This is a genomic window from Agrobacterium radiobacter (assembly GCF_040801995.1).
In the GTDB taxonomy this organism is placed as follows: Bacteria; Pseudomonadota; Alphaproteobacteria; order Rhizobiales; family Rhizobiaceae; genus Agrobacterium; species Agrobacterium radiobacter.
The window spans coordinates 1897876-1922813 of record NZ_JBEGHX010000001.1 but is presented as its reverse complement, the minus strand read 5'-3'; the positions used below and the strand labels follow the sequence as shown (position 1 = coordinate 1922813).

Annotated in this window: 26 protein-coding genes; 17 read left to right on the top strand and 9 right to left on the bottom strand. The window is 59.5% G+C overall.

Features of this window, described 5'->3' with window-relative positions; genetic code table 11:
• Positions 1-39 precede the first annotated feature (39 nt).
• Positions 40-411, bottom strand: a complete 372-nt coding sequence (locus MRBLRC7O_RS09640) for a hypothetical protein (RefSeq protein ID WP_162266791.1) — start codon at positions 409-411, stop codon at positions 40-42.
• Between MRBLRC7O_RS09640 and MRBLRC7O_RS09635 the strand changes: the two genes are divergently transcribed.
• The 4 genes from MRBLRC7O_RS09635 (at position 314) to MRBLRC7O_RS09620 (ending at position 4308) form a co-directional block, all read left to right on the top strand.
• Positions 314-1267 (top strand): choline ABC transporter substrate-binding protein, encoded by a 954-nt coding sequence (locus tag MRBLRC7O_RS09635; RefSeq protein ID WP_004430127.1) that lies wholly within the window; start codon positions 314-316, stop codon positions 1265-1267. The two genes, MRBLRC7O_RS09640 and MRBLRC7O_RS09635, sit on opposite strands and share 98 nt — an antisense overlap.
• Positions 1268-1552: 285 nt before the next feature.
• On the top strand, positions 1553-2404 hold the full coding sequence (choW, locus tag MRBLRC7O_RS09630; protein WP_035212696.1) for a choline ABC transporter permease subunit: 852 nt from the start codon (positions 1553-1555) through the stop codon (positions 2402-2404).
• A complete protein-coding gene (choV, locus tag MRBLRC7O_RS09625) occupies positions 2401-3447 on the top strand; it encodes a choline ABC transporter ATP-binding protein (protein WP_004430131.1) in 1047 nt (348 codons plus the stop codon). The genes choW and choV overlap by 4 nt, the downstream gene beginning before the upstream one ends.
• Before the next feature lie 540 nt (positions 3448-3987).
• Complete coding sequence (locus MRBLRC7O_RS09620) at positions 3988-4308, top strand: ArsR/SmtB family transcription factor (protein WP_003524068.1); 321 nt, start codon at positions 3988-3990, stop codon at positions 4306-4308.
• Between the two features lie 132 nt (positions 4309-4440).
• On the opposite strand, the gene MRBLRC7O_RS09615 is transcribed toward MRBLRC7O_RS09620, so the two are convergent.
• A complete protein-coding gene (locus MRBLRC7O_RS09615; protein WP_004430138.1) occupies positions 4441-5616 on the bottom strand; it encodes a DUF3095 domain-containing protein in 1176 nt (391 codons plus the stop codon).
• Positions 5617-5899: 283 nt separating this feature from the next.
• Here MRBLRC7O_RS09615 and MRBLRC7O_RS09610 point away from each other — a divergent pair, with 283 nt between their 5' ends.
• The 4 genes from MRBLRC7O_RS09610 (at position 5900) to queF (ending at position 9017) form a co-directional block, all read left to right on the top strand.
• A complete protein-coding gene (locus MRBLRC7O_RS09610) occupies positions 5900-7006 on the top strand; it encodes a branched-chain amino acid ABC transporter substrate-binding protein (RefSeq protein ID WP_004430140.1) in 1107 nt (368 codons plus the stop codon).
• 69 nt (positions 7007-7075) lie between these two features.
• The gene (locus tag MRBLRC7O_RS09605) at positions 7076-7477 is read left to right on the top strand and encodes a glyoxalase superfamily protein (protein WP_004430143.1); all 402 of its coding nucleotides are present in this window, start codon (positions 7076-7078) and stop codon (positions 7475-7477) included.
• A gap of 155 nt (positions 7478-7632) precedes the next feature.
• Positions 7633-8535 (top strand): cation diffusion facilitator family transporter, encoded by a 903-nt coding sequence (locus MRBLRC7O_RS09600; RefSeq protein ID WP_035212697.1) that lies wholly within the window; start codon positions 7633-7635, stop codon positions 8533-8535.
• Positions 8536-8552: 17 nt separating this feature from the next.
• Positions 8553-9017, top strand: a complete 465-nt coding sequence (gene queF / locus MRBLRC7O_RS09595; RefSeq protein ID WP_004430149.1) for a preQ(1) synthase — start codon at positions 8553-8555, stop codon at positions 9015-9017.
• Positions 9018-9042: 25 nt separating this feature from the next.
• Here queF and MRBLRC7O_RS09590 read toward each other — a convergent pair whose 3' ends face one another.
• Positions 9043-9789 carry a DUF2076 domain-containing protein gene (locus MRBLRC7O_RS09590; RefSeq protein ID WP_080866342.1) on the bottom strand — a complete coding sequence of 249 codons (747 nt, stop codon included), beginning with the start codon at positions 9787-9789 and terminating at the stop codon, positions 9043-9045.
• A 100-nt stretch (positions 9790-9889) separates the two neighbouring features.
• Positions 9890-10480 (bottom strand): HupE/UreJ family protein, encoded by a 591-nt coding sequence (locus MRBLRC7O_RS09585; protein WP_004430153.1) that lies wholly within the window; start codon positions 10478-10480, stop codon positions 9890-9892.
• A 235-nt stretch (positions 10481-10715) separates the two neighbouring features.
• On the opposite strand from MRBLRC7O_RS09585, the gene MRBLRC7O_RS09580 reads away from it, so the two are divergent.
• Positions 10716-11297, top strand: a complete 582-nt coding sequence (locus MRBLRC7O_RS09580) for an ATP-dependent Clp protease proteolytic subunit (protein ID WP_003523060.1) — start codon at positions 10716-10718, stop codon at positions 11295-11297.
• Between the two features lie 71 nt (positions 11298-11368).
• Here MRBLRC7O_RS09580 and MRBLRC7O_RS09575 read toward each other — a convergent pair whose 3' ends face one another.
• Entirely contained in the window at positions 11369-11626 is a 258-nt protein-coding gene (locus tag MRBLRC7O_RS09575) for a pentapeptide MXKDX repeat protein (RefSeq protein ID WP_004430156.1), read from the bottom strand.
• A 218-nt stretch (positions 11627-11844) separates the two neighbouring features.
• Here MRBLRC7O_RS09575 and MRBLRC7O_RS09570 point away from each other — a divergent pair, with 218 nt between their 5' ends.
• Positions 11845-12360, top strand: coding sequence for a sigma-70 family RNA polymerase sigma factor (locus MRBLRC7O_RS09570; protein ID WP_004430158.1), 516 nt, complete (start codon positions 11845-11847; stop codon positions 12358-12360).
• Entirely contained in the window at positions 12357-13001 is a 645-nt protein-coding gene (locus tag MRBLRC7O_RS09565) for an NrsF family protein (protein WP_020808578.1), read from the top strand. Before MRBLRC7O_RS09570 ends, MRBLRC7O_RS09565 begins: the two co-directional genes overlap by 4 nt.
• Before the next feature lie 72 nt (positions 13002-13073).
• Here the strand turns inward: MRBLRC7O_RS09565 and MRBLRC7O_RS09560 are convergent, their stop codons facing one another.
• Positions 13074-14156: an esterase-like activity of phytase family protein gene (locus MRBLRC7O_RS09560; protein WP_367727417.1), complete on the bottom strand. Its 1083-nt coding sequence runs from the start codon at positions 14154-14156 to the stop codon at positions 13074-13076.
• A 274-nt stretch (positions 14157-14430) separates the two neighbouring features.
• Here MRBLRC7O_RS09560 and MRBLRC7O_RS09555 point away from each other — a divergent pair, with 274 nt between their 5' ends.
• Both MRBLRC7O_RS09555 and leuA read left to right on the top strand, forming a co-directional pair.
• Positions 14431-15609, top strand: coding sequence for a benzoate/H(+) symporter BenE family transporter (locus MRBLRC7O_RS09555; RefSeq protein ID WP_080866341.1), 1179 nt, complete (start codon positions 14431-14433; stop codon positions 15607-15609).
• A gap of 354 nt (positions 15610-15963) precedes the next feature.
• Entirely contained in the window at positions 15964-17673 is a 1710-nt protein-coding gene (gene leuA / locus MRBLRC7O_RS09550; protein ID WP_080866340.1) for a 2-isopropylmalate synthase, read from the top strand.
• A 208-nt stretch (positions 17674-17881) separates the two neighbouring features.
• On the opposite strand, the gene MRBLRC7O_RS09545 is transcribed toward leuA, so the two are convergent.
• Positions 17882-18832 carry a metallophosphoesterase family protein gene (locus tag MRBLRC7O_RS09545; RefSeq protein ID WP_004430171.1) on the bottom strand — a complete coding sequence of 317 codons (951 nt, stop codon included), beginning with the start codon at positions 18830-18832 and terminating at the stop codon, positions 17882-17884.
• 66 nt (positions 18833-18898) lie between these two features.
• On the opposite strand from MRBLRC7O_RS09545, the gene MRBLRC7O_RS09540 reads away from it, so the two are divergent.
• Positions 18899-19390, top strand: coding sequence for an NUDIX domain-containing protein (locus tag MRBLRC7O_RS09540; protein ID WP_080864181.1), 492 nt, complete (start codon positions 18899-18901; stop codon positions 19388-19390).
• Between the two features lie 12 nt (positions 19391-19402).
• On the opposite strand, the gene MRBLRC7O_RS09535 is transcribed toward MRBLRC7O_RS09540, so the two are convergent.
• Positions 19403-20395, bottom strand: coding sequence for a glutathione S-transferase family protein (locus tag MRBLRC7O_RS09535; protein WP_367727455.1), 993 nt, complete (start codon positions 20393-20395; stop codon positions 19403-19405).
• Positions 20396-20691: 296 nt separating this feature from the next.
• On the opposite strand from MRBLRC7O_RS09535, the gene MRBLRC7O_RS09530 reads away from it, so the two are divergent.
• Positions 20692-21261: a GNAT family N-acetyltransferase gene (locus tag MRBLRC7O_RS09530; protein ID WP_004430175.1), complete on the top strand. Its 570-nt coding sequence runs from the start codon at positions 20692-20694 to the stop codon at positions 21259-21261.
• A gap of 303 nt (positions 21262-21564) precedes the next feature.
• Positions 21565-22878 carry an MFS transporter gene (locus tag MRBLRC7O_RS09525; protein WP_080866338.1) on the top strand — a complete coding sequence of 438 codons (1314 nt, stop codon included), beginning with the start codon at positions 21565-21567 and terminating at the stop codon, positions 22876-22878.
• Between the two features lie 54 nt (positions 22879-22932).
• Here MRBLRC7O_RS09525 and MRBLRC7O_RS09520 read toward each other — a convergent pair whose 3' ends face one another.
• Positions 22933-23898 (bottom strand): MBL fold metallo-hydrolase, encoded by a 966-nt coding sequence (locus tag MRBLRC7O_RS09520; protein ID WP_004430178.1) that lies wholly within the window; start codon positions 23896-23898, stop codon positions 22933-22935.
• An 86-nt stretch (positions 23899-23984) separates the two neighbouring features.
• On the opposite strand from MRBLRC7O_RS09520, the gene MRBLRC7O_RS09515 reads away from it, so the two are divergent.
• The gene (locus MRBLRC7O_RS09515; protein ID WP_004430180.1) at positions 23985-24938 is read left to right on the top strand and encodes a LysR family transcriptional regulator; all 954 of its coding nucleotides are present in this window, start codon (positions 23985-23987) and stop codon (positions 24936-24938) included.

Below are 24938 nucleotides of genomic sequence, written 5' to 3'. Positions count from 1 at the left end.
CCACTCCCGGAGCACCCGCGTATGAATGCCCCAACCTCTTCAATCGGCACACCATGCCTCACAAACCGGTCCCGGTTCTCCAGCCGATGCTGCATCCTGCGTCTTTTGACGAGGAAGACGCTGATTGAAAAGTATGGCCGTGGGAAAAACACAGATTTCTACGGCCTGCCCTTTTTCGACATTGCACCGCTGAATACCGACATTTTCACCATTTTGTCGCAAACGGTGGGCCAAAGCACGCAAATGCACGCGAGTTGATTGTGTCCGGCAGATATTGATAATGGCAAGGGAACGAAAAAACAGGGAGCAAGCGATGTTTGCAAATAGAAGTCGCTGTCTGGTCTTGGCCGCAGCAATCTCCTCCATGACGTTCAGCGCGGCCAGCGCCGCCGAACCGGCAAGTTGCGGCACAGTGCGTTTTTCCGATGTGGGCTGGACCGACATCACCGCCACAACGGCGACCGCCACCGTCCTTCTGAAAAGCCTTGGCTATGAAACGGACGTCAAGCTTCTCTCCGTCCCCGTTACCTACACGTCCCTAAAAAACAAGGACATCGACGTCTTCCTCGGCAACTGGATGCCGACCATGGAAGGCGATATTGCGCCTTATCGCGAAGACAAGTCTGTCGAGACGCTTCGGGAAAACCTGACCGGCGCCAAATACACGCTGGCGACCAACGCCAAGGGCGCCGAACTCGGCATCAAGGATTTCAAGGATATCGCCGCCCACAGTGCTGATCTCGGCGGCAAGATCTATGGCATCGAACCCGGCAATGACGGCAACCGCCTGATTCTCGACATGGTGGCCAAGGACAGTTTCGGACTGAAATCATTCGAGGTGGTCGAGTCGTCCGAGCAGGGCATGCTCTCCCAGGTGGCGCGTGCGGAAAAATCCGGCGAGCCGATCGTCTTTCTCGGCTGGGAACCGCATCCGATGAATGCGAATTTCAAGCTGACCTATCTGACCGGCGGCGACGAGGTCTTTGGCCCCAACCTCGGCGGCGCGACGATCCATACCAATGTCCGCAAGGGTTACGTCGAGGAATGCCCGAATGTCGGCGCTTTCCTCAAGAACCTGCAATTTTCCCTGCCCATGGAAAACGAGATCATGGGCAAGATCCTGAATGACGGCCTTGAGGGCGAGGCGGCTGCAACCGCCTGGCTGAAGGCCAACCCGGCGGCGATCGAACCCTGGCTCGCCAACGTCAAGACCAAGGACGGCAGCGCCGACGCCCTGCCCACCGTAAAGAAGGCTCTCGGCCTTTAAACCGCAAGACTATGCATGACTGCATCCGGCCTGCATGGCAGGCCGGATCAGCGGGAAATAACGATGCCCATGCATGACCTTGCCTGTGAATTTTCAGACATTGAAGGTCATGCGCCAGCACCGCGTCCGGCAGTTTTATTGCCGGCCGTCATTTCTGCATTGGAGCAATTCCGGTAAAACGGGATGACGATGCTCCATTCCTTTGTTGTCTGCGCAATTCCGGACGCAAAACCGCTACGCATTTTTGCTGGAATTGTTTTAATTCACGAAAGGTCTTTTCTTACCGTGGAATGGCTCAGCGCTCCTGAAAACCGCCTGCCCGTCGGCCGATATGCCAAGGAGGCCATTGACTGGCTGACCGGCAATCTCGCTTTTTTCTTCGATTGGCTTTCCTTCATTTTCCAAAGCGTCATCAACGCCCTGCTTTATGTGCTGCAGGCGCCGCATCCGCTGGTCATCGTCGTGATCTTGACGGCGCTTTCGGCCTGGACGCGCCGCTCCGTCGGCATGCCCATCTTTACCGCGCTCGGGCTGCTGCTCATCATCAATCTCGGCTACTGGAAAGCGACGACGGAAACGCTGGCGCTGGTCATCGCCGCCAGCGCCGTGTGCATGATCATCGGTATACCGCTCGGCATATTGGCGGCCCGACGCAAGTGGATCTATGCCGGCATGCGCCCGGCGCTGGATCTGATGCAGACCATCCCCACTTTCGTCTATCTCATTCCGGCGCTGGTGCTGTTCGGTCTCGGCATGGTTCCGGGCCTCATCGCCACCGTCATCTTCGCCATTCCGGCTCCCGTGCGCCTCACCCGCCTCGGCATCGTCTCGACGCCGCCGTCGCTGGTCGAGGCGGCCGTCGCCTTTGGTGCGACGCCTTCGCAAGTATTGCGCAAGGTGGAGCTTCCCTTCGCCGCACCGCAGATCATGGCCGGCCTCACCCAGACGATCATGCTGTCGCTGTCGATGGTGGTCATTTCCGCGCTGGTGGGCGCCAATGGTCTCGGGGTGCCTGTCGTGCGCGCCTTGAACACCGTCAATATCGCCATGGGCTTCGAAGCGGGACTGTGCATCGTCATCCTGGCGATCGTTCTCGACCGGCTTTTCCGCCTTCCCGGCGCGGAGGATGATCTATGAGTGACGCCATCATCTTCGGAAATGTCGATATCGTTTTCGGCGACCGGCCCGATGCGGCGCTGCCGCTGATCGACAAGGGCAGCACGCGGGACGAGATCAATACCGAAACCGGACTGGTTCTCGGTGTCGCCAATGCCTCGCTCTCGGTCAGCGAAGGCGAGATACTCGTGCTGATGGGGCTTTCCGGCTCCGGCAAATCGACCCTGCTCAGGGCCGTCAACGGGCTTGCGCCCGTGGTGCGCGGCAATGTCGGCGTGAAGACCAAGTCCGGCTATGTCGATCCCTATCGCTGCCCGGCGAAATCGCTCCGCGATCTGCGCATGCACACGGTTTCCATGGTCTTCCAGCAGTTCGGTCTTCTGCCCTGGCGCAATGTGGCCGACAATGTCGGCTTCGGGCTTGAGCTTTCCGGCGTGCCGGAAGCCGAGCGCAAGCGCATGGTGGCCGAGCAGCTGGAACTGGTCAATCTCTCCGCATGGGCCGACCGCAAGGTGGGAGAGCTTTCCGGCGGCATGCAGCAGCGTGTGGGGCTGGCGAGAGCGTTTGCCACCGGCGCGCCGATCCTGTTGATGGACGAGCCGTTCTCGGCGCTTGACCCCCTCATCAGAAGCCGCCTGCAGGACGAGCTTCTGGAATTCCAGAGCCGGCTGAAGAAAACTATCCTCTTCGTCAGCCACGATCTGGACGAGGCCTTCCGTATCGGCAACCGTATCGCCATGATGGAAGGCGGACGCATCATCCAGTGCGGAACGCCGCAGCAGATCGTCAAGCAGCCGGCCACGCAATATGTCGCGGATTTCGTGCAGAACATGAACCCGATTTCCATGCTGACTGCTGCCGATGTGATGAAGCGGGGCGTGGACGAACGCAACGGCCAGATGAACGTCGCCGCCACCGCCCGTCCATCATCGCCGCTGATCGATATTCTCGATGCGCTGTCAAAAAACTCCGGAGCGATCGGCGTCGTCGACAATGGCGCGATCATAGGCACGATTTCCGCAGATGAAGTCGTGGCAGGGCTGACGCGTCACCGCAAAAAATAGTGATTCGCCCGTCTGAAAAAAGAAAGGGCCTTCATGGAGGGCCCTTTTTCTGTTTCTACAAGATCTTTGCAGCGCAAGTTATACCTTCCCACGGTAGCAAAGAATATTTTTGATATCACAAGTTATGCATGAAAATAATTACTAATAAAAATCATATTGCAAACTTAGAGAAAATTGCGCAAAGTTAATCTAGATTCTTTAGCTCGCTGCTAAATTTAAGGTGGTAATAGATTGTCACCCCAAAATCCGGCGCCGGGTGTTAAGATTGAAGCGCTCAAATTTTGATCGTTTATTGCTTATAAATACTGCTGCTAATACATGTTTTTATCCTTAGACTGTGAAAAAACGAGCAAAAAGCTGATAATTTTATCACAATATCTTAAGTAAATAACCGATGAAGAATAGTCTTTGAAAGGGACACGATATAAGCAAGATTTAGGTATATACAACGTATCAACTGAATTATAAAAACACCTTTTGGAACACCTATAATAGCCACCATGACCGTCTTTTTCGACTGTCATCAGGAGACTTGAGCGTATGGATAACCAATCTCTGTCGGAACATAGCATCGCCGCTGCAGACTTGCTCTCAGCTATGGCGAATCCAAAGCGCCTGATGATCTTGTGCACGCTGGTGGATACGGAAGTGCCGGTTGGTGTTCTCGCTTCACAGGTTGGTCTCAGCCAGTCCGCTCTCTCGCAGCATCTTTCGAAGTTGCGTGCCCAGCGACTAGTGAAGACACGACGCGATGCGCAGACCATCTACTATTCCAGCAACTCCGAATCCGTGAAAAAAATCCTCGCCTCCCTCGAGGAAATTTACTGCCAGGCGCAGAAGAGCAGCAAGACCGCAGCCTGATCCCACGGCCGTGTTAAGGTCCGGCAGCATCACTCCATTGAAACCGGCGCACGACGCCGGTTTTTTCTTTTCGTCGGCTTTCGCTGTAGTGCATCCAGGCACAGAGATTGAGGGCTGGTATCGGCGTGGTATTCAGCCCGTCGCAGCAGATTGTATCTGCTGCTTGAGGCGGCTTGCCGCAGCCGCATATCCGCCGTCCGCGCCATCCACGAAATGCATATGGTCCCTGGAAAGCGGGGACGGCACGATACAGGTCATCAAGGCGGCATCCTGTTCGTGCAGGCCGTAATAACAGCTTCCCGATAGGCGACCCTGTTCGAGCCGCGTGCGGATTTTTTCGAGCCGTGAGGCGTCGATATCCACCGTCATCTTCAGTCCGTCATCAAATTTTCTGAAATCAGTATTGCTTGCGACCGAGCGCCGATAGCGCACCGCATTGAACGGTCCGAACGACAGCCCCGTCACGCTGAGAAGATTGACGAGCAGGGACTCGCCGAGAATGCGAAACGAGCGGCGCATCTTGCCCCAGACATCGTGATAGGCAGCCCCGGCCCGGGCTTCCAGACCGAGACCCTCACCCACGAAACCGAGTTTTGGGCCATCCTCCGGCACGGGATGGCCGTGTCTTGCGTCCTGCTCGGCGAGATCGACGAGATCGATGACCAGCTGGCGGAATGCAGGCATGTCCCGCGACGGCCCCGGCACGGCAATGATCGATACCACCTTGCCGCGGGTGGCGGGAATGGGGTTCCAGCGACAGGAAAGTCCCGTCAGGTCCGGGCGCTCGCCTGCTTCGGCTGCGGGCAGGGCATATTGTCCCTCCTTCATCCGGGCTTCCGCCCAGCTGTTACCGCCGCCCGAAAACATGGCGTAGGAAACATCCTCGCTTGCCTGAAAGCGGGCGACGCGAATATCGAAACCATTCTTGCGGATATCTTCGACGGGGACCAGGGCCACGCGCATTGCAAGATCGAGGTCATCCTTCACCCAGCGCTGCACATTCGAAAGTGCTGCACGCGCCACAGGCAGCCCCTGGGGCGGTACGGCAACGGCGGCGCCGTCGCCGCCGAAAACGAAGGGCAGGTCGTGACGTCCGAGACTGTTCGAAACGCCTGAAATGACCGCCGCACCAGCCATGTTGACGGCCTTGTATCGGCCAGTACCGATCGCCGCGGTCGAATCAACGATATCGGCGATGGCCAGCCCCCATCCCGGCGGCAGGGCGCGATAAAGCGCCGGGTCGGCCACGTCTTCAAAATGCCGGAAGACGGGAAGGCCCGCCAGAAATTCTTCATCTGCTGCGATCATGGCGTATTATCCTCCAGCGGCGGCCAAACGCCAAGCGTTTACGGAAGGTCGATTTGTCCGTTCAGACGGCGCAATCACGGCCGATCCGGCGAATGATTTACCGCTAATAGACCTAATCCAGCAAAGTGACTTGCATAAATCATCAAACCTTCCGTATGAGTTGAGTGGAAGGCTCGGAATTCAAAAATGGAACGAGTTTTCGCCGGGAGGCGTCCGATAGTTTCATTCGGTCGGCGCCCATGGCGCTCACCGGGTCCGCGACCCCCTTTAAGGAGACACCAGGATGAAACTGAAGACATTGACCAGCGTGACGCTCGCAGCGTCCTTCGCATTCGCACCCCTTGCTCATGCCGAAATCATCATCGGCCTGATTGCGCCGCTCACCGGTCCTGTCGCCGCCTATGGCGACCAGGTCAAGAACGGCGCCCAGACGGCAGTCAATGAAATCAACAAAAAGGGCGGCATCCTCGGCGAACAGGTCGTGCTGAAGCTCGCTGATGATGGCGGCGAGCCCAAGCAGGGCGTTTCCGCTGCCAACCAGCTTGTTGCCGAAGGCATCCACTTCGTCGTCGGTCCGGTGACGTCGGGCGTCGCCATTCCGGCATCGGATGTCTTTGCCGAAAATGGCGTCCTGATGGTGACGCCGACGGCGACCGCGCCGGGCCTGACCAACCGCGGCCTTGCCAACGTCTTCCGCACCTGCGGCCGTGACGACCAGCAGGCCGAGGTTGCGGCGAAATATGTTCTTTCCAACCTCAAGGACAAGAAGATCGCCATCATTCACGACAAGGGCGCTTACGGCAAAGGTCTGGCAGACTCCTTCAAGGCGACGCTGAATGCCGGTGGCGTGACCGAAGTTCTCTATGATGCGCTGACACCAGGCGAAAAGGATCTCGGCGCGCTGACGGCTCGTCTGAAGTCCGACAATGCCGACATCGTCTATTTCGGCGGTTACCACCCGGAAGCAGGTCTTCTGGTGCGCCAGCTGAAGGACATTGGTTCCAAGGCTGCCGTTATCGGCGGTGACGGCCTGTCCAACAGCGAGTTCTGGAACATCGGTTCGCAGGCTGGCGAAGGCACGATCTTCACCAACGCTTCCGACGCGCTGAAGAACGACGACTCCAAGGCTGCTGCCGAAGCGCTGAAGGCCGCCAACATTCCGGCGGAAGCCTTCACGCTCAACGCTTACGCTGCCGTTGAAGTCCTGAAGGCCGGCATCGAGAAAGCCGGAAGCGCCAAGGATTCCGAAGCGGTCGCCACGGCCCTGAAGAGCGGCGACGCTTTCCCGACGGCAATCGGCAAGGTCACCTATGGCGAAAACGGCGACCTGACGTCGCAGGCCTTCTCGCTGTTCAAGTGGCAGGACGGCAAGATCGTCGCAGCCGAATAAGCTGACTGTACCGGCCGCACCTGTTGCGGCCGGTTTCATTTTATGGGTCCGAAAAGAGGTTGAGGCAGCATGGGTGATGCCGGGACACAAAACGCTGGAGACATCAGCTTCGAGCGGATATTCCCGATCGTCAGGATATTCGACGAAGCCAAGGCGCGGGAGTTCTATGTCGATTTTCTCGGTTTCGAGGTCGATTGGGAACACCGCTTCGGCGATAATTTCCCGCTCTACATGCAGGTTTCACGGGCCGGAATGGGCCTTCATCTCAGCGGTCATCACGGTGATGCGACGCCGGGCTCCAACATTTTCGCTACCATGCGCGGCGTTCACACCTATCAACAGGAACTGGCGGCGAAGGATTATCGCTTCCTGAAACCGGGTGTTGAAGAACTGCCCTGGGGCGATGTGATGGAAGTGACCGATCCATTCGGCAACCGCATTCGTTTCTGCGAGCAGAAGAGCGAAGAGTGATGCTTTTGGCGTGAGCGCAATGCCCTTGACCTTGTGCTCCGTTTGAACGATAGAACGCTCAAATAGCGAACCGCGCGCACGGAGACCCCGTGCGCGCGGTTCGTGCGTTTTGGCAGTCGGTCATGCAATTCGTTCGCATCCGCACGGGGGCAAAAATGAACAGTGAAGGCAATGCGCTGGTAAGGAAGCTCGCATTCTGGAGCATTCCGCTTTCTTTCGGTGTGCTGGGCCTCAAACTCGTGGCCTGGTGGGTCACGGGCTCGGTCGCGCTTTTATCTGACGGTCTGGAATCGACCGTCAATGTGGTCGCGGCCTTCATCGCCTATTTCGTCATTCGCTATGCGCAGAAGCCCGCCGATGACGACCACCAGTTCGGCCACCACAAGGCAGAGTATATTTCTGCCGTCGTGGAGGGTGTGCTGATCGTGGTTGCCGCGCTCCTGATCGTACAGGAGGCCTGGGGTGCTCTTTTCAATCCGAGGCTGCCGGAAGCGCCGGTTCTCGGTCTGGTCATCAATGCGGCGGCGGGTGCGATCAATGCTGTCTGGGCTACGATCCTCATTCGCGTCGGCAAGAAATATGCCTCACCGGCGCTCGCGGCTGACGGCCATCACATCATGTCTGACGTCGTGACCTCGGCAGGCGTTCTCGTCGGCCTCGTTCTGGCGCTTTTTACGGGTTACGCCATTCTCGATCCGCTGCTCGCCATTCTGGTGGCCGTCAACATCCTCTTCCAGGGCTCGAAAGTCATTCTGCATTCGCTTGGCGGCTTGATGGACCGTGCGGTGGAGCCGGAGGAGGACGAGGCGATCAAGAAGGCGATCGCGGAAAATTCCGGCGGCGTCATCGGCGTGCATGATCTTAGAACCCGCCGCGCCGGTTCGGCCGCTTTCATCGATTTTCACGTCGTCGTTCCCGCCGTCATGACGGTGCGGGAGGCGCACGATATTTGCGACCGCCTTGAAGATGCCATAAGGGACGTCATACCGGGCGCCAGCCTTGCCATTCACGTCGAGCCGGAAGGCGAAAAGGCGCATGGCGTCAAAGTGATTGTTTAAATAAACAGGAGTTTTCCATGTCCGTGACGGATGTTTCCGGCCTGTCGCAGCTGGGCACGAAGGTCGATACGCCAGAGAGCCCGGAGAAGGCTGTTCTCGAAAAAGTGCCGAACGGCAATGCCGGCACCGATTATGTCGTGCGCTTCACCGCACCCGAATTCACCTCGCTTTGCCCGATGACCGGCCAGCCGGATTTCGCCCATATCGTCATCGATTACATTCCGGGCGATTTCCTGGTGGAATCGAAGTCGCTGAAGCTGTTTTTACAGTCCTTCCGCAACCACGGCGCATTCCACGAGGATTGCTCGGTCTATATCGCCAAGCGGCTGGTAGAACTGCTGCAGCCGAAATGGCTGCGCATTGGTGCTTACTGGTATCCGCGCGGCGGCATTCCGATTGACGTGTTCTGGCAGACCGGACCGGCGCCTGAAGGCGTGTGGCTGCCGGATCAGGGCGTTGCCACCTATCGCGGCCGCGGCTGATCCGGCTGTTTATGTGATGCAAGGTTCAGGCGAACGAACCGTCGTCGCCTGAATCAGCATCCGCATCATCGGCGCTGTCGTCGTAATCGGCCTGCTGGATATCGTCATCGTCGTTATTCTGCGGGCTTGCGCTGTCGCCGTAATAGTTGTTGACGACGGTTTCCTCGACGGGTGCGTTGCCAGCGGCATTGCCGCCGCTGAAGGGCGAGCCAAGGCCGAGCGACGACATGTGGCTGCCGAAAATGCCGCTCAGCGAATTGGCCAGCAGCATGCCGCCCGCAACACCGGCAGCGGTGCCGAGCGCGCCTTGCAGAAAACCACCGCCTGAACGTCCACCTGCGGCGGCCTGGCTCCATGGGCCACCGAGCTGCTGCTGATTGGCTGCCGCTCCCCAAGGGCCGGCCGTCTGGCCGGCGGTATCGTTGCGCCATGAGCTCGGCGCGGCCGCAGGGGCTGGTGCCGGTGCGGGTGGTTGCGGCTGGCCGGTGCCGAAGATGGAGCTGAGGAAACCGCCCTGCGCCGCCGCCTGAGGGGCGCTATTACCGCTTTCCAGTGCGTGGATGCGGTCTTCGAGCTGTTTGATATGGGCTGCTGCCGCTTCCAGACCTTTTTCCTGAACGATCACCGCCTGGGCGAGATAATAGGGGGCTGCGGGTTGATCGCGCACGGCGTCTGCGATCAAAGTTTCCGCCTCGCGGTCACGCGGGGTGGCGGATGCGGTTTTGGTCCTGTCGAACAGGGCCTTGAGAAGCTGGCTTTCTTCCGGTGACATATGCTGCCTCCTTACCGTGAAGCGTAAATCCACGATAAGGAGGTAGGCCAGAATTCAGGCTTTTCAAAGCGGTCCAAATTTTAAATTTCGGTAATGATCCTCAGCCGCCAAAGGCAAGCGAGAGACCCGCAATCGCCGTCAGCGCGCCGACGGTGCGGCTTGCGGCCGAGCCGAAACGGGCAATGCCGAGGCCGAGCGCGATGCCGGCCGCATGCAGGATGGCGGTGGCGATCATGAAGCCGATGCCGAATTGAAGCGCGCCCGCGCTGCCGAGTTCACCGCCATGGGCATAGCCGTGGAAAAGCGCGAAAGCGCCGACAACGGCCGCTGCCGCTGCCGTGGGAAGCCTTGCCGCCATCGCAACTAGCAGGCCAAGGCCGATGACGGAGGCGAGAATGGCGGGTTCGACGAAGGGAAGGTCAATGCCGTAAACCGCCATCAGGAAGCCTGCGGCCATGGTGCCGACGAAAGCGGCGGGCACGATCCACAGCGCCTTGCGGTCGTTTCGGGCAAAGGCGATCTGCGAGGCCCAGATGCCGACGGCCACCATCGCCAGAATATGGTCCGCACCGAAGAAGGGGTGGGAGACACCGGCCATGAAGGAACCGTGTTCTTCCGGGTTCAGATGGGCGAAAGCGGGCAGGGTGGTGAGGCCGAGCGCGGCGGCGGCGAGGCTTAGTCTTTTCAGCATGGTTCCCTCTTGAAATTGTTGCCGTCAGCGGCGGGATCTTGGGCTTCCCGCGGCGGGCGGCGCTGCAATGAGGCGCTGACGATATCGCGAAGGCCAAGAGGCTGTCCATGCGTCATCTGCCGGGGGTGGTGTTTATTGTTGGCGGGCAAACCTTGCCTTTTTCTCTCATTGCCTTACGTAACAAGTCGCACTATGTCCGAAGGGCATGCACGAATTTTGCTGGAGAGAGCCGTTGATGAACGAAGACGAAGACGACAAGAGCAAGGAACTGCCGATCGGCAAGGAAACGGAAGCGAATCTTTTCAAGTCGCGTTCGATCTTCATCTATGGCGGCATCACGCAGGAACTGGCGCAGAAGGTCTGCACGCAGCTCGTGGCTCTTGCCGCCGCCAGCGACGACGACATTCGCGTTTACGTCAATTCGCCGGGCGGCCATGTCGAATCGGGTGATTCCATCCACGACATGATCAAGTTCATCAAGCCAAAGGTCTACATCATCGGCACGGGCTGGGTCGCCTCCGCTGGTGCGCTGATTTACGTCTCGGTGCCGAAGGAACGTCGCCTTTGCCTGCCGAACACCCGCTTCCTGCTGCATCAACCCTCCGGCGGCACGCGCGGCATGGCATCCGACATCGAAATCCAGGCCCGCGAAATCATCAAGATGAACCAGCGCCTGATCAAGATCTTCTCCAAGGCCACCGGCCAGAGCGAAGAAAAGATCGCCAAGGACATCGATCGCGATTACTGGCTCGGAGCGGAAGAGGCCAAGGATTACGGCCTCGTCGGCAAGATCGTCGAAAGCCAGTCGGAACTCTGAGTTTTCGATTTTCATTTGAGAAAGCCCGCATCGGTCAAAACCGGTGCGGGCTTTTTTCGTTCAGGCCGGCCTTACTTCATCGTGTCGCAGGCCTTCATCATGTCGGCCTTTTTCATCTTGTCCATTTCCATACCGGCCTTGTCCATGCAGTCCTTCTTGCTGGCCATGGACATGCCATCCTTTTTCATGGTCTCGGCCTTCATGGCGTCGCTATGCATGGTGTCCTTCTTCATCGTATCGGTTTTCATGCTGTCGGCATGGGCGATGCCTGCGAAGGAAAGAGCGGAGAACAGGGAAGCGGCGGCAATGGCGGTAAGAATGCGGGTCATGAAGGGTCTCCTCTGGACGTCGTTGCATGTCCGCCGGCATTGTGCCGGGGCTCACGATTGTCCATTCGGGCGCGACCCGCCGCCCGTTACATCTTCACGCGCTTGTGACGACAAGTTCGGGCGAGATTTTTTTAAAGCCACTATGTAACAATATCCTGCCGACTGCGAATAACCCGATAGTGACGATGACAGGCAGCCCTTCGGAAGAGACATTAAAAATGCTGATGCTGCGTTCCCTCGATGGGGACGAAGGCGCCTACCGGCATTTGCTTCATGCCCTGAGGCGGCTGCTGATCGCCTATTTCAGCCGGCGCATGGCGGCCGCCTCCAGAGGCGATGTCGAAGATCTTGTGCAGGAAACCCTGTTGTCGCTTCACGCCAAGCGGGAGACCTATGACCGTGCAAGACCTTTCACGGCGTGGTTCTTCTCGATAGCGCGCTACAAGCTCATCGATCATTATCGGGGCAGGGGCGCCCGAATGCTGGCGCAAGTCGAACTCGATGAGACGCTGGAGGCGGAACCCTCCGTCGATGCGGTCATGGCCCGCATGGATGTGGAGCGGCTGCTCGACGACCTGCCGGAGCGGCAACGCGATCTCATTCGAAGAGTGAAACTCGAAGGCCAGTCAATTGCCGAAGCGGCGGAAAAATCCGGCCAGACCGAGCTTGCGGCAAGGGTCGGCATTCACAGAACGCTGAAAGTCCTGGCGGCGAAGTTGCGGGGGGACAGGTGAGGAAAACGGAAGACATCATCGAACAACTGACGGGTGATCTGAAACCTGTCCACGCTTTCGCGCTGGAGCGCAGGCTGGCATTCGCGGCATTGCCCGCGCTCGGCCTTTCGCTCGTGCTGATGGTCGTCATTCTGGGGCTTCGCGTCGACATGAGCGAGGCCATGACCGAGCCGGGTTTCTGGGTCAAATCCGCCTATAATGCCCTACTGGCCCTCATTGCATTTTTTGCCGTCATGCGTCTTGCGCGGCCGGAAGGCGAGAGGGGTTGCCTGTTTGTGTGGCTTGCGCTGATTTTTGCCGCCATGGCGCTGATCGCGCTCGTCCAGCTTGGATTTGCCGTGCCCAGCACCTACAGCACCCTCATTCTCGGATCGTCGGCGCTGCATTGCCCGTTTTTGATCGTTGCTTTTGCGCTGCCGCTGTTTCTGGCGAATTTCGCGGTTCTCAGGCGGTCAGCCCCCACTGATCCCACGCTTGCGGGTTTTGCCGCTGGTATCGCCGCAGGTGCGGCCGGGGCGTGGGTCTATTCGTGGTTCTGCACCGAAAACGGCATGGCTTTCGTGTTGATCTGGTATTCCCTGGGCATTCTCTTGACCGGTATCATCGGCGCTTTCGCCGGTTCACGTCTGCTCCGCTGGTAAGGCAGGCATCCGTCTCGGTTGCCGATGCCGGCCCGGACATTGTCCAGAGCCGGCATTCTGTTTCGGTGGATTTCACTGACCCAGATTGGCGGGAATTGCGAATGCCGCAAACTGGGTGAACTGCTTGCCTGTGTTGAAATTGTCGTCGGAGGCGATGACAAAAAGCTGCTTGCCATCCACCACAGGGCCGAAGGCGAAGCTCTCGATATTGTCGATATCGAGGCCGAAATCGCCTTCGTTGATTTCAAACCAGGGTGATTTCGATACGGTAGCCACGGAAGCCGGATCGATCTTGTCCTTGCCGAGAATATTGTCGGCGCGGGACATGTCGGCGATGAAGAAGCGGATGTGGTTGCCGACGCCGGAGGCAAAATTGCGCTCGACCGCGACAAAACGGCCATCCGGCAGGGCTGCAATGGCGGAAAGGCCGTTGTCGTTATATTTCGGCTCGGTGGCTGTTGGTGTCTTCGAGATTGCCTCGGTGACATAGACGTGCTCGGCGACCGGCTTCAGCGTCGCCGTGTCGATGACGAGGATACGGGCCGGGCTGCCCGCCTGCGGCGTCGCCTTGGGGCCGTCCTGGGTGAGAGCATTTTCGGTGGCGGCGATCAGCCGGCCGGGCATCAGGGCCAGGCCTTCGAAAGCGAGGTTGTTCTGAACGCCCTTGGTCTTTGCGTCGTTGACGAGATAGGCGTCCGGCAGTTCCAGCCGCTTCACATTGCCGCCGTCGATATCCGAAACGTAAAGCCCCGGCTGGTTCTTCAGGTCGCGTTCGGAGGACCAATAGAGCTTGCCGCGCTTGCGGTCGAGCGCGATGCCTTCCGCATCGATGCTCTTCGGCGCAAAGGCCGCGCCGGTCTCGTCTTTCAATTCATGGGTGGCGGCGATGTTGAGCGTGGTGGCGCCTTCCGTTATGGCCAGCTCCAGCTCGTAATAGCGGGCCGGACCTTTTTCCACGCGATCATCGGAAATTGCGAAATAACGGCCCGTTTCGCTGTCGAAGGCGAGATCGGAAATGCCGCCGAAGGTAACGCCATTGATGGAGAGGCCCGAAGGCACGACGATCTGGCCGAGGAAGGCCGGCGCAGGCGGGGTCTGGGCAGCGGCGGGAAGAGCCGCAAAACAGCAGGCGGCAATGGTGACGATGCGGAGCATGGCGAGGGTCCCTCTTGTGGCGGATGACCTGTTGTGATGCGGGCAGGATTAGCGCCCCGCCGCTAAACTTTGATGACGTTTTCCCTGCCGCCGTACCTGAAGTCTGGTGGCCCATCTTGCCAAGTCGCGTCTTTTTTGATCCTGAATATAACCACGCTTCATCCAAGGCGTGTCGCCATCCCCGGATTCGCGCATCACGCTTCAATTTTTCTGCCTGTCGCCAATGCAGACCGCTGCGGTTGTTTGCGACAGGCCGCAGGCCGCAGAGTGCTTTATGCTGAAAGATTTTTCCGTCCAGAGCCTGTTCATGGGCTGCCTTACCGCCTTTGTCGGTTTCGCCAGCTCCTTCGCCGTTGTGTTGCAGGGGCTGAAAGCCGTCGGTGCGACGGATTTCGAAGCGGCGTCGGCGCTGATGGCGCTTTCGGTGGCGATGGGGCTTTGCGCCATAGCTCTTTCAGTCACAACCCGGCTTCCCATCAGCATCGCGTGGTCGACGCCGGGCGCCGCGCTGCTTGCCACCACCGGCGTCATTGAGGGTGGCTTCCCGGCAGCCGTTGGCGGGTTCGTCATCTGCGCCATTTTGATCATCATCGCAGGCCTGTTCAGGCCACTTGGAAAGGCGGTCGCCTCCATTCCCGCGCCGCTTGCCAATGCCATGCTGTCAGGCGTCATCATCGGCCTGTGTTTCGCGCCGATCAAGGCAATCGGCTTCAACCCGGCGCTTGGATTACCCATCATTCTCGCCTGGATCGTTGTTGGAGCCTTCAAGCGGCTGTTCGCCGTACCCGCGGCCCTTGCCGCCTTCGTGCTTGTCATGATCTTCGGTGTCGATATTCCCGAGGGCGCGCTCGATAGCGTGGCGCAATCGCTGACACCGCCGATTGAGTGGGTAACGCCCGTCTTCAGCCTGCACGCCGTCGTTTCCATCGCGCTGCCGCTCTTCATCGTCACCATGGCTTCGCAGAATATTCCCGGTATCGCGGTGCTGAAGGTCAATCACTACGACCCGCAGCCCGGACCACTTTTTGCAGCGACCGGCTTTTTCTCGCTGCTTTCCGCGCCCTTTGGCGGCCATGCGGTCAATCTTGCCGCAATCACGGCTGCGATGTGCGCGGGCGAGGATGCTCATCCTGATCCGAAGCGGCGTTACTGGGCGGCGATCATCGCCGGCTTCGGTTATATCATCTTCGGCCTGCTGGCCGGCGTGGTCACGGCCTTCGTGGCGCTGGCGCCGCCCATCCTCATTCAGGCGGTGGCGGGGCTGGCACTGGTCGGCGCCTTTTCCGGTTCCGCAGTGGCGGCCTTCAAGGAGCCGGAAACCCGCGAGGCGGCGGCCATCACTTTCCTCATCACGGCCTCCGGCCTCTCCTTCGGCGGCGTTTCCGGTGCCTTCTGGGGGCTGATCGGCGGCGGGCTGATGATGGCGTTGCAGCGGGTGGTAAAGCGTGGTTAGGCAGAAAGGCTTGAGAGCGGCAGGCAGGGAAAATAACCGGCGCACGGCACAAGATCACTTGTCAGACCGCCAGCCGCTGTTTATACACATCGCCATGAGCAACAGCATCGCAACCATTTACGGCATGAGCGCGCAGATTTCTGCGAAGGCCTCGCCGTGCGGTGCACTCTCGCTTCTTAGCCTCGACCTTACACGCGGTTGCCGGGTCCAGTGAGGAGCGCCCGGCGGCCGAAAGCCCGCTGGCGCAAACGCTCCTCATCTCGAAATCTCATTTTATACTGGATTTAGGCTCTAAAGGGCCGTGCATCCGCCGATGGCTGAAGACGCCCGCGGACTGCGCAAGGAGGAAGCGAAATGGACGGCAAGATCACCAATATTTCCAAGGGCATGTCGGACGCGAGCGTGAAGTATCGCCCTTACCCGACCATCAATATTCCTGACCGCACTTGGCCGGGCAAGACCATCGACAAGGCGCCGATCTGGTGTTCGGTGGACCTGCGCGATGGTAACCAGTCGCTGGTCAACCCCATGGGTCACGACCGCAAGGCCCGCATGTTCAAGCTGCTGCTGGAAATGGGCTTCAAGGAAATCGAAATCGGTTTTCCTTCCGCCTCGCAGACGGACTTCGATTTTGCCCGCTGGTGCGTGGAAGAAGGCAATGTACCTGACGATGTTTCCTTGCAGGTGCTGGTACAGTGCCGCCCGGAACTGATCACCCGTACCTTCGAGGCGCTGCAGGGCGCCAACAAGCCGATCATCCACTTCTACAATTCCACCTCGGAATTGCAGCGTCGCGTGGTGTTCGGCAAGGATGTGCATGGCATCAAGCAGATTGCCGTTGATGCCGCCAAGATGATCACCGACATGGCCGCCAAGGCCGGCGGCGGTTTCCGCTTCGAATATTCGCCTGAGAGCTTTACCGGCACCGAGCTGGAAGTGGCGCTGGAAATCTGCAACGCCGTTGTTGAGGTGGTGAAGCCGACGGCGGACAACAAGCTGATCCTGAACCTGCCCTCGACGGTGGAAATGGCGACGCCGAACATCTATGCCGACCAGATCGAATGGATGTGCCGCAATATCGACAACCGCGAAAACGTCATCATCTCGCTGCATCCGCATAACGACCGCGGCACGGGCATTGCGGCGACCGAGTTGGGCCTGATGGCCGGTGCGGACCGCGTCGAAGGCACGCTGTTCGGCAATGGCGAGCGCACGGGTAACGTCGACGTCGTGACGCTGGCGCTGAACATGTACACGCAGGGCGTTGATCCGGAGCTGGATTGCCGCGATATCGAGCGTATCAAGGCCGTGTACGAATATTCCAACGAGATGACGATCCCCGAGCGTCACCCTTATGTCGGCGAACTGGTCTACACGGCGTTTTCCGGCTCGCATCAGGATGCGATCAACAAGGGAATGAAGGCGATCAAGGTCGCCAATCACCCCGTCTGGGAAGTGCCCTATCTGCCGATCGACCCGAAGGATGTCGGCCGCTCCTATGAGGCGATCATCCGCATCAACTCGCAGTCCGGCAAGGGCGGCATCGCCTATATTCTGCAGCAGGATTACGGCATCAACCTGCCGCGCAACCTGCAGGTAGAGTTCCGCGAGGATATCCAGCGCATCACCGATGAAGAGGGCGTCGAACTGCCGGCCAAGCGCATCTATGAGCGCTTTATGGAGCGTTATGTGACGCAGCCGAATGCGCGCATCAAGTTCGTTGATCACCACACCTATCCGGCCGGCGATTTCAAGGGCGTGCGCATTGTGGCCGCCGAGATCACCGATAATGGCGAGGTGAAGCGCATCGAGGGCAAGGGAACCGGTCCGATCGACGGGTTCATCAATGCGTTGTCGGTCTATCTCGGCATCGACCTGTCGGTGAACGATTATTCCGAGCATTCGCTGCAGCATGGCTCGAATGCTTCGGCCATTGCCTATGTCGAGATGGAGCATCCGGGCGGCAAGCTGTTTGGCGCCGGGGTTAACACGAATATCGTCGGTGCGTCGCTGGAAGCGATTGTTTCGGCGGCCAACCGGGTGCTGGAAGAGCGGGCTAAGTAAGCTTGCTTTGAGGGTGGGGGAGGCCCCCTCTGTCCTGCCGGACATCTCCCCCTCAAGGGGGGAGATCGGCAAGACGCTTTCCCGCAGCTTCATTCTCGGGCTTTGATATGGGCAAGACCTAGCCTCAGGTCGATCTCCCCCCTTGAGGGGGAGATGCCCGGCAGGGCAGAGGGGGGTAAAGCCCTCCTCCGCTCCACGCACGCGGGTTTTATTCCCTCGGTAGAGAAAACCCCAGCGGTCGCCCGTTTTCATAAAACACCCGCACATCTTCCAGCGCCACACCCGTCGCCGTCTCATCGAGGCTATGGCGTTCGCAGGCGACATTCCATGTGCCGGGCCCACCGGAAATATGGAAGAGATTATAGGCCGCGCGCGGTTTTTCACCGCCCGGCCCCTGGCTGGCCGAGGAAATGCCGACGACCGGGATGTGGTCTTCCCCGTGGTGGGTATTCAACCAGTAAACCGTGTTGAGATGGGTATGACCGTGCAGCACGAGTTCCGCACCGCCGACGCCGAGTGCGGCCGCGAAACGGCGAATGCCGATCATGCGTTTGTGGGTGGGGGAAGCGCCCCGGATGGGCGGATGATGGATCATCACCACGCGGAACAGCCCCTGTTCACCGGCTTTTTTTAAGAGTTCCGCCGTGGCGCGCGCCTGCCGGTTGCCGAAATAGCCGGTGGCCGAAAAGGGTGGTGTCGCAATCGAGGTGGAGCAGCCGATCAGCGCCACGGGGCCGCGCACGCGCATATAGGGGAAAATCTTGCGGTCGTCGTCCCATTCCGCTGGGTCGCCATCGCCACGCACGTATGGATACCAGGCCTGCATGGCCTTGTCGTGCGCGCCGGAAACATAGGCGTCGTGATTGCCTGGCACCACCGAGGTTCTCTCAGGGTCGCCCACTTCCTCAAGCCAGTCGGCGGCGGCGCGGATTTCGATGCCCGTCGCAAGATTGACGAGATCGCCGGTAATAGCCAGATGATCGGGTGATTTTGCCTCGAGATCGTCGAGCAGCTTTTCCAGTGTATCGGTAAAGAGATGCTTGCGGCGGTTGCGGTGCCAGTTGACGAAACCGGTAATCCGTTTCGATGCAAGTTCCCGGAAAGTGAGTTTTGGCAGTGGCCCTAAATGGACGTCTGAAATATGGGCAAGTTTGAACATGGCGGCAGAGATAACCTATGATATGCCGCGCGTCCAATAAAAGCCGGCAGGCGGGGAGAAACCAGGGTGAATGACGAAACAACCGGGCGGCAGGCCCGTCCGTTCCATATGCGTGTCTTCACCCGCTTTCTGCATTTCGTTTTTCTGTTCACGCGCGGCGCAACTCTTGGTGTGCGTGCGGCTTGCTACGATGAAAAGGGCAGGATTTTTCTCGTGCGGCACACCTATCTTCCGGGCTGGTATCTGCCGGGCGGCGGGGTGGAGCGCGGCGAAACCCTGCTCGCGGCGCTGCACAAGGAAATCCGCGAGGAAGGCAATCTCGAAGCTGCCTCAAAGCCGGAGCTTTTCCACGTTTACCTTAATCTGGAAGGCAGCAATCGCGACCATGTCGCGCTTTATCGGCTTGATGTCACCCAGACCAAACCGAAAAAGCCGGATCATGAGATTGCCGAGAGCGGCTTTTTCGATCTTTCAAATCTGCCCGAAGGGGTGACGGCGGCAACCCGCCGCCGCCTTGCCGAACTTGCCGGCGAAGCGGCGATTGCCGACTACTGGTAGCGGCGTATTTCGTCAGACCAGCGTCTCGCGTCCATGCGCCATGGTCAGGTCCAGCTCCGGACCGACGGGCACGATGCCGGTCGGGTTGATGGTGCGGTGGCTGCGGTAATAATGTTCCTTGATGTGGCGCATGTCGACCGTGTCAGGCACGCCCGGCGTCTGGTAAAGATCGCGCAGGTAACCCGTCAGGTGCGGATAGTCGTGGATGCGGCGGATATTGCACTTGAAATGGCCGACATAAACGGGATCGAACCGCACCAGAGTGGTGAACAGACGCCAGTCCGCTTCCGTCTGCTCCGCGCCGAACAGGAAGCGGCGGTCCTTCAGGCGGTCTTCCAGCATATCGAGCGTTTCGAAGACCTTCACGGCATTCTGCTGATAGGCTTCCTGTGTCGTGGCGAAGCCGGCCTTGTAGACGCCGTTATTGACGGTGTCATAGATCACGTCGTTCAGCGCATCGATCTCGGCGCGCAACGCTTCGGGATAATAATCCGCCTCAGAGCCGGTGAGGTCGTTGAAGGCGGTATTGAACATGCGGATGATTTCCGCCGATTCATTGGAAACGATGGTGCCCCGCTTTTTGTCCCAGAGCACCGGCACGGTGACGCGCCCGGAATATTTGGGGTCCGCTTTGGTATAGATTTGCCAGAGCGTGGAGGAGCCGAACAGGTGGTCCTCGGTTGCGCCCGGCGTGCGCTCGCCCGGCGGCTTGAATTCCCAGCCGTTTTCCAGCATCAGCGGATCAACGACGGAGACCGAGATCAGGTCGTCCAGCTTTTTCAGCTTGCGAAAGATCAGGGTGCGGTGCGCCCAGGGGCAGGCGAAGGAGACATAGAGGTGGTAACGATCTTTCTCCGCCTCGAAACCGCCTTCTCCGGAAGGGCCGGGTGCGCCATCCACTGTGATCCAGTTGCGGAATTGCGAGGCGCTGCGCTTGAAATGCCCCTTGGTTTCCTTGGTGTCGTACCAGACGTCCTTCCACACACCTTCCACCAGCATGCCCATGATGATCTCCTTGATTGTTTCCTTGACGGCGATACTACCCGTTTCGCTCAATCCCGCGAACCCGCACGGCATTGAACAATGCGTTTCCGGTCCCGCACAGGCTGAAAGGAGGAGCGTCGAGATTTGTTCTGGACGGGGGGTGATTTTCCTGATAATTGCGATTTTCACAAATCTGAGGAAATTGCAGGCTATGATCGAACCACGGATGCTCCGACGACGCTGACGCTCCTGAACGCCCTTACCGGCGCAGCCGTCATCTATTGTCGCATCCGCATTCTGGAAGTTTCGGTCTCTTCATGTCCAAGCACGATCTTGTCTACCTCACCGAGGACGCGTCGCACGACGCCATCATCGAAGTCATCAACGAAGAAGCATTTGGTCCCGGCCGGCACACCCGTGCGGCGGCGCGCATCCGTGAGCAGGGTCCGCATGACCGGTCGCTGTCCTTCGTCTGCGCTGATGATGGTGAGACGATCGCTTCGGTGCGCATGACGCCCGTCCTGGCCGGCGGGGTGAAGGGCCATATGCTTGGCCCGCTTGCGGTTCGGCCCTCGCACAAGAACAAGGGCATTGGCCGGGAACTCGTCCGCATCGCCATTGCGGCCGCAAGGCGGAAGGGCTCCGAAGCCGTCATCCTGATCGGCGATCCGCCCTATTACATGCCGCTCGGTTTCGAAAAGGTCGCTTATGCGGCGCTCGATTTTCCGGGGCCGGTTGATCCGAACCGGGTGCTGGTGGCGCCGCTTGGCAATGACGTTCATCAGCGGCTGAAGGGCAAGATCGGCTGGCGCAACTGCGAGGCCGTGATGCCTGCCGCAGCTGCGGAAGATGAGGGTTTTGAGGAGCCTCTTCGGGTTTACGGCTGAGGGTCTTTCTGCAAGGCAGCTTTGCCTTTTCTCGCCAGCGCTTCTGTCTTCCCTCATTCCTGTGCTTGTCACAGGAATCCAGCCGACGCGCGTCTGCGCGGCGAGAGGACTCTTTTCAGCCCAAGGACTTGGGCTGGCGGGATCCCTGTGACAAGCACAGGGATGAGGGCGGAGGCGCAGGGGTTCGCCTATCGTTGCGCCGAGCATTTCGTTCCAACCGTGCGCACCCTCCACAGAATTCAATTCCGTTTCCTCCCCCCATGCGATAGCAAGTGAAAGTCGATTTCTGCAGAGGGGCGGGGCATGACGGCAATCACCATGAATGAGGCGCTGGAGCGCGCGGGCGCAGGCGCCTATCAGCGCAGGCTGATGGGCATTTTCGGTCTCGTCTGGGCGGCGGATGCCATGCAGGTTCTGGCCGTCGGCTTCACAGCCGCCTCGATTGCCGCAACCTTTGGCCTGACGGTGCCGCAGGCGCTGCAGACCGGAACGGCGTTCTTTTTCGGCATGCTTCTCGGCGCTGCCGGTTTCGGGCGGCTGGCGGATCGTTACGGGCGTCGCCGGGTGCTGATCGTCACCGTGGCCTGTGATGCGCTGTTCGGTGTGCTTTCGATATTCGCGCCTGATTTCACCATTCTGCTCGTTCTGCGCTTTCTTACCGGGGCTGCCGTGGGCGGCACGCTGCCGGTGGATTATGCGATGATGGCGGAATTCCTGCCCGCCAAAAATCGCGGGCGCTGGCTGGTCTTTCTGGAAGGCTTCTGGGCTGTCGGAACGCTGATTGTGGCGCTTGCGGCCTGGGGCGCCAGCCTTGCCGGTGTCGCCGACGCCTGGCGTTACATTTTTGCCGTGACGGCCTTTCCGGCCGTCCTCGGCCTTGGCCTGCGCTTTCTGGTGCCGGAATCGCCGCTTTACCTCTTGCGCAGCGGTCGGTCGGAAGAAGCAAAGACTGTCGTCAACCGTATGCTGGTGACGAATGGCCGTGCGCCGCTCGATGCCGGAACCGGGCTTTTCCAGCCTGACGTGGCCAAGGGGCAGGGGATATTTTCACCCGCACTCCGGCAGCGCAGCATCATGATCCTTGCCATCTGGTTCCTTGTCTCCGTCTCCTATTACGGTGTCTTCACCTGGATGCCGGCGAAACTGGCCGGAGACGGGTTCGGCTTCGTGCGTGGTTATGGTTTTCTAGTGCTGGTGGCGCTGGCGCAGATCCCCGGTTATGCGCTTGCCGCCTATGGCGTTGAAAAATGGGGCCGCAAGCCGACACTGATCGGCTTCTGTCTGCTCTCCGCGCTCGGATGCCTTCTCTTCACGCTTGCCACCGGTGGCGCGATGATCGCCGCCTCGCTTCTTATCATGAGTTTTGCGCTGCTTGGCACCTGGGGCGCGCTTTATGCCTTTACGCCGGAGCTTTACCCAACGGAGTCGCGGGCGACCGGCATGGGGGCCGCAGGCGCCATGGCAAGGCTCGGTGGCCTGCTGGCGCCCTCATTGCTTGGTTATGCCATAGCGCAGGGTTTCGGTGTCGCGATCGGCATTTTTGCCGGTCTACTGGTGCTTGCCGCCATCGCCGCGACGATGATCAATGCGGAAACGCGGCAGGTGGCGCTGACCTGATTGCCGCTCAGGGGCATGGCCTGACCGTCAAGGATCAGGCCATGCTGTTTGCGGTTAAAGCGTCGTGTAATTGACCGGCAGCCAATCGTAATTCGTGCTGTCGGTGCGCACATGGCCTATGCCGGGGAAGGCGATATGGGCGCCTGCCACCAGATATTTGCCTTCCACCGCCTGCCGGAATGCCAGATCGCGGGCGGCGACGGCAGCCTTCTGGTCGACGTCGAATTCGATCGCGACATCAGGTTCATCGAACTGGAGGATATCGCCATGGGTGATATCGCCCCAGAAGACGATTTTCTGGCCGTCGCTTTCCAGAACGATGCCGCTGTGGCCCGGCGTATGGCCGGCATAAAGGATCGAGCCGAGGCCGGGAACCGGCGCGGCACTATCACCGAATGTCTCGAACTTGCCGGCATCGATATAGGGCTGGATGCTTTCCTTCGCTTCGGCATAACCCTTCTTCAGCGCTTCGGGCGCCGCCTTGGCCTTTGCCTCATCAAGCCAGAAAGCGGCTTCGCGCTTGTTGACGTGCAGGGTCGCATTGGCAAAGACGCGTTTGCCATCCGCAGACAGCCCGCCGGAGTGGTCGGTATGGATATGGGTGAGGATAACATCGTCTATCTCCCCCGCCTTGTAGCCTGAGGCCTCGATATTGGCGACGAGCCGGCCGAGGCTTGGGCCGAGATAGGTGCCGGTGCCGGCATCAATCAGCACCAGCCTGTCGCCGGTGTTGACGAGAAACGCGTTGACCGAGGTGGGCGTTTCTTCCGGCAGGAAGGCATCCTGCAGCACCTTTGTCGCATGTTCCGGTGTGGTGTTGGTGTAGATTTTGGCAAGCGGCAGCGCGATGACGCCGTCCGAAAGCGCGGTGACTTCCACCTTGCCGACCATCAGCCGGTAAAAGCCGGGTGCCTGTGTGGCGGCGAGCGGCGCCTTGGCGAAGGCGAGGGAGGGTGCAACGAAGGGGGCGGCGATGATGGCGCTGGCGGCGCCTTTGAGAAGTGAGCGACGTGACGGCATTGAGGGCTCCTGGGTTGGGGAACGTCTTGAAACTTTCCGTACTCCAGCTAAGTGTAGAGAGGTCAGCAATCAAATCGATGTGACTTATGCAAACTATCGATCATTTCAATCTTCGTTCTTTCGACCTCAACCTTCTCATCGCCTTCGATGCGATGATGGAGGAAATGAATGTCACGCGCGCCGCGCGGCGGCTGAAAATCCAGCAGCCGGCCATGAGCCATAATCTCTCCACCCTGCGGACCCTGTTTCAAGACGAGCTTTTCATCCGCGTGGGGCAGGAGATGAAGCCGACGGCGCGGGCGCTCAATCTGGCCGGGCCGGTGAGACAGGCGCTCAGGCAGGCGCAGGCGGCGGTGCTGACGGCGGATGTGTTCGATCCGGCAACGGAGCGCCGCACATTCCGGCTGGGCATGTCGAGCGAGGTGGAACTGTTGCTTTTGCCGGATTTGACGGCGCGGCTGCGGGAGATTGCGCCCGGTATCCGTATTCTCGCCCGCAACGGGCAGGAGCAGGAAATCACGGCGATGCTGGATACGGGTGTGATCGACATGGCTGTCGGATGCACCTATTCGAAAGAGCAGCGCCACCATTGCGAACCGCTCTATTCTTCCAGCGTATTCTGCTGTTTCAACCCGGCTTTACTCGATCTGCCCAATCCCGTGGGACTGGACGCCTATGTGGCGGCCAAACATGCGGTCATATCGCAGACGGACAGCCTGCACGGCTGCATCAAGGATGCGCTGGAGCTGAGCGGATTGGAAATCGACGTCGTTGCCGCGGCGCCGGATTTTCTTTCGGTACTGGCAACGGCGCGATCTTCGGCGGTGCTGGCCACCGTGTCCTCGCGTATCGCGCTGCGTTATGCGCCGCTGCTGGGGCTGGAAATAAGCCCGGTGCCGGTGGCGTTGAACTTCCCACCCGTCGCCATGGTCTGGGCCCTGCAGACCGATGCGGATGCCGGGGCCGTGTGGCTTCGCCAGCAGATTCGCGAGGCTATGGGTCGGACGGTCGACGGTGAGGTATCGGTGATCGCGGCTTAG

What these genes read in the sequence shown, in the direction of transcription:
- leuA (WP_080866340.1), top strand. Translation starts at nt 15,964, where the DNA reads ATGGACGGCAAGATCACCAATATTTCCAAGGGCATGTCGGACGCGAGC.
- MRBLRC7O_RS09575 (WP_004430156.1), bottom strand. Translation starts at nt 11,626, where the DNA reads ATGACCCGCATTCTTACCGCCATTGCCGCCGCTTCCCTGTTCTCCGCT.
- MRBLRC7O_RS09560 (WP_367727417.1), bottom strand. Translation starts at nt 14,156, where the DNA reads ATGCTCCGCATCGTCACCATTGCCGCCTGCTGTTTTGCGGCTCTTCCC.
- MRBLRC7O_RS09605 (WP_004430143.1), top strand. Translation starts at nt 7,076, where the DNA reads ATGGGTGATGCCGGGACACAAAACGCTGGAGACATCAGCTTCGAGCGG.
- MRBLRC7O_RS09615 (WP_004430138.1), bottom strand. Translation starts at nt 5,616, where the DNA reads ATGATCGCAGCAGATGAAGAATTTCTGGCGGGCCTTCCCGTCTTCCGG.
- MRBLRC7O_RS09635 (WP_004430127.1), top strand. Translation starts at nt 314, where the DNA reads ATGTTTGCAAATAGAAGTCGCTGTCTGGTCTTGGCCGCAGCAATCTCC.
- MRBLRC7O_RS09520 (WP_004430178.1), bottom strand. Translation starts at nt 23,898, where the DNA reads ATGCCGTCACGTCGCTCACTTCTCAAAGGCGCCGCCAGCGCCATCATC.
- MRBLRC7O_RS09530 (WP_004430175.1), top strand. Translation starts at nt 20,692, where the DNA reads ATGTCCAAGCACGATCTTGTCTACCTCACCGAGGACGCGTCGCACGAC.
- MRBLRC7O_RS09580 (WP_003523060.1), top strand. Translation starts at nt 10,716, where the DNA reads ATGAACGAAGACGAAGACGACAAGAGCAAGGAACTGCCGATCGGCAAG.
- choV (WP_004430131.1), top strand. Translation starts at nt 2,401, where the DNA reads ATGAGTGACGCCATCATCTTCGGAAATGTCGATATCGTTTTCGGCGAC.
- MRBLRC7O_RS09570 (WP_004430158.1), top strand. Translation starts at nt 11,845, where the DNA reads ATGCTGATGCTGCGTTCCCTCGATGGGGACGAAGGCGCCTACCGGCAT.
- MRBLRC7O_RS09545 (WP_004430171.1), bottom strand. Translation starts at nt 18,832, where the DNA reads ATGTTCAAACTTGCCCATATTTCAGACGTCCATTTAGGGCCACTGCCA.
- MRBLRC7O_RS09600 (WP_035212697.1), top strand. Translation starts at nt 7,633, where the DNA reads ATGAACAGTGAAGGCAATGCGCTGGTAAGGAAGCTCGCATTCTGGAGC.
- MRBLRC7O_RS09525 (WP_080866338.1), top strand. Translation starts at nt 21,565, where the DNA reads ATGACGGCAATCACCATGAATGAGGCGCTGGAGCGCGCGGGCGCAGGC.
- MRBLRC7O_RS09620 (WP_003524068.1), top strand. Translation starts at nt 3,988, where the DNA reads ATGGATAACCAATCTCTGTCGGAACATAGCATCGCCGCTGCAGACTTG.
- MRBLRC7O_RS09555 (WP_080866341.1), top strand. Translation starts at nt 14,431, where the DNA reads ATGCTGAAAGATTTTTCCGTCCAGAGCCTGTTCATGGGCTGCCTTACC.
- MRBLRC7O_RS09590 (WP_080866342.1), bottom strand. Translation starts at nt 9,789, where the DNA reads ATGTCACCGGAAGAAAGCCAGCTTCTCAAGGCCCTGTTCGACAGGACC.
- queF (WP_004430149.1), top strand. Translation starts at nt 8,553, where the DNA reads ATGTCCGTGACGGATGTTTCCGGCCTGTCGCAGCTGGGCACGAAGGTC.
- MRBLRC7O_RS09585 (WP_004430153.1), bottom strand. Translation starts at nt 10,480, where the DNA reads ATGCTGAAAAGACTAAGCCTCGCCGCCGCCGCGCTCGGCCTCACCACC.
- MRBLRC7O_RS09535 (WP_367727455.1), bottom strand. Translation starts at nt 20,395, where the DNA reads ATGGGCATGCTGGTGGAAGGTGTGTGGAAGGACGTCTGGTACGACACC.
- MRBLRC7O_RS09515 (WP_004430180.1), top strand. Translation starts at nt 23,985, where the DNA reads ATGCAAACTATCGATCATTTCAATCTTCGTTCTTTCGACCTCAACCTT.
- MRBLRC7O_RS09610 (WP_004430140.1), top strand. Translation starts at nt 5,900, where the DNA reads ATGAAACTGAAGACATTGACCAGCGTGACGCTCGCAGCGTCCTTCGCA.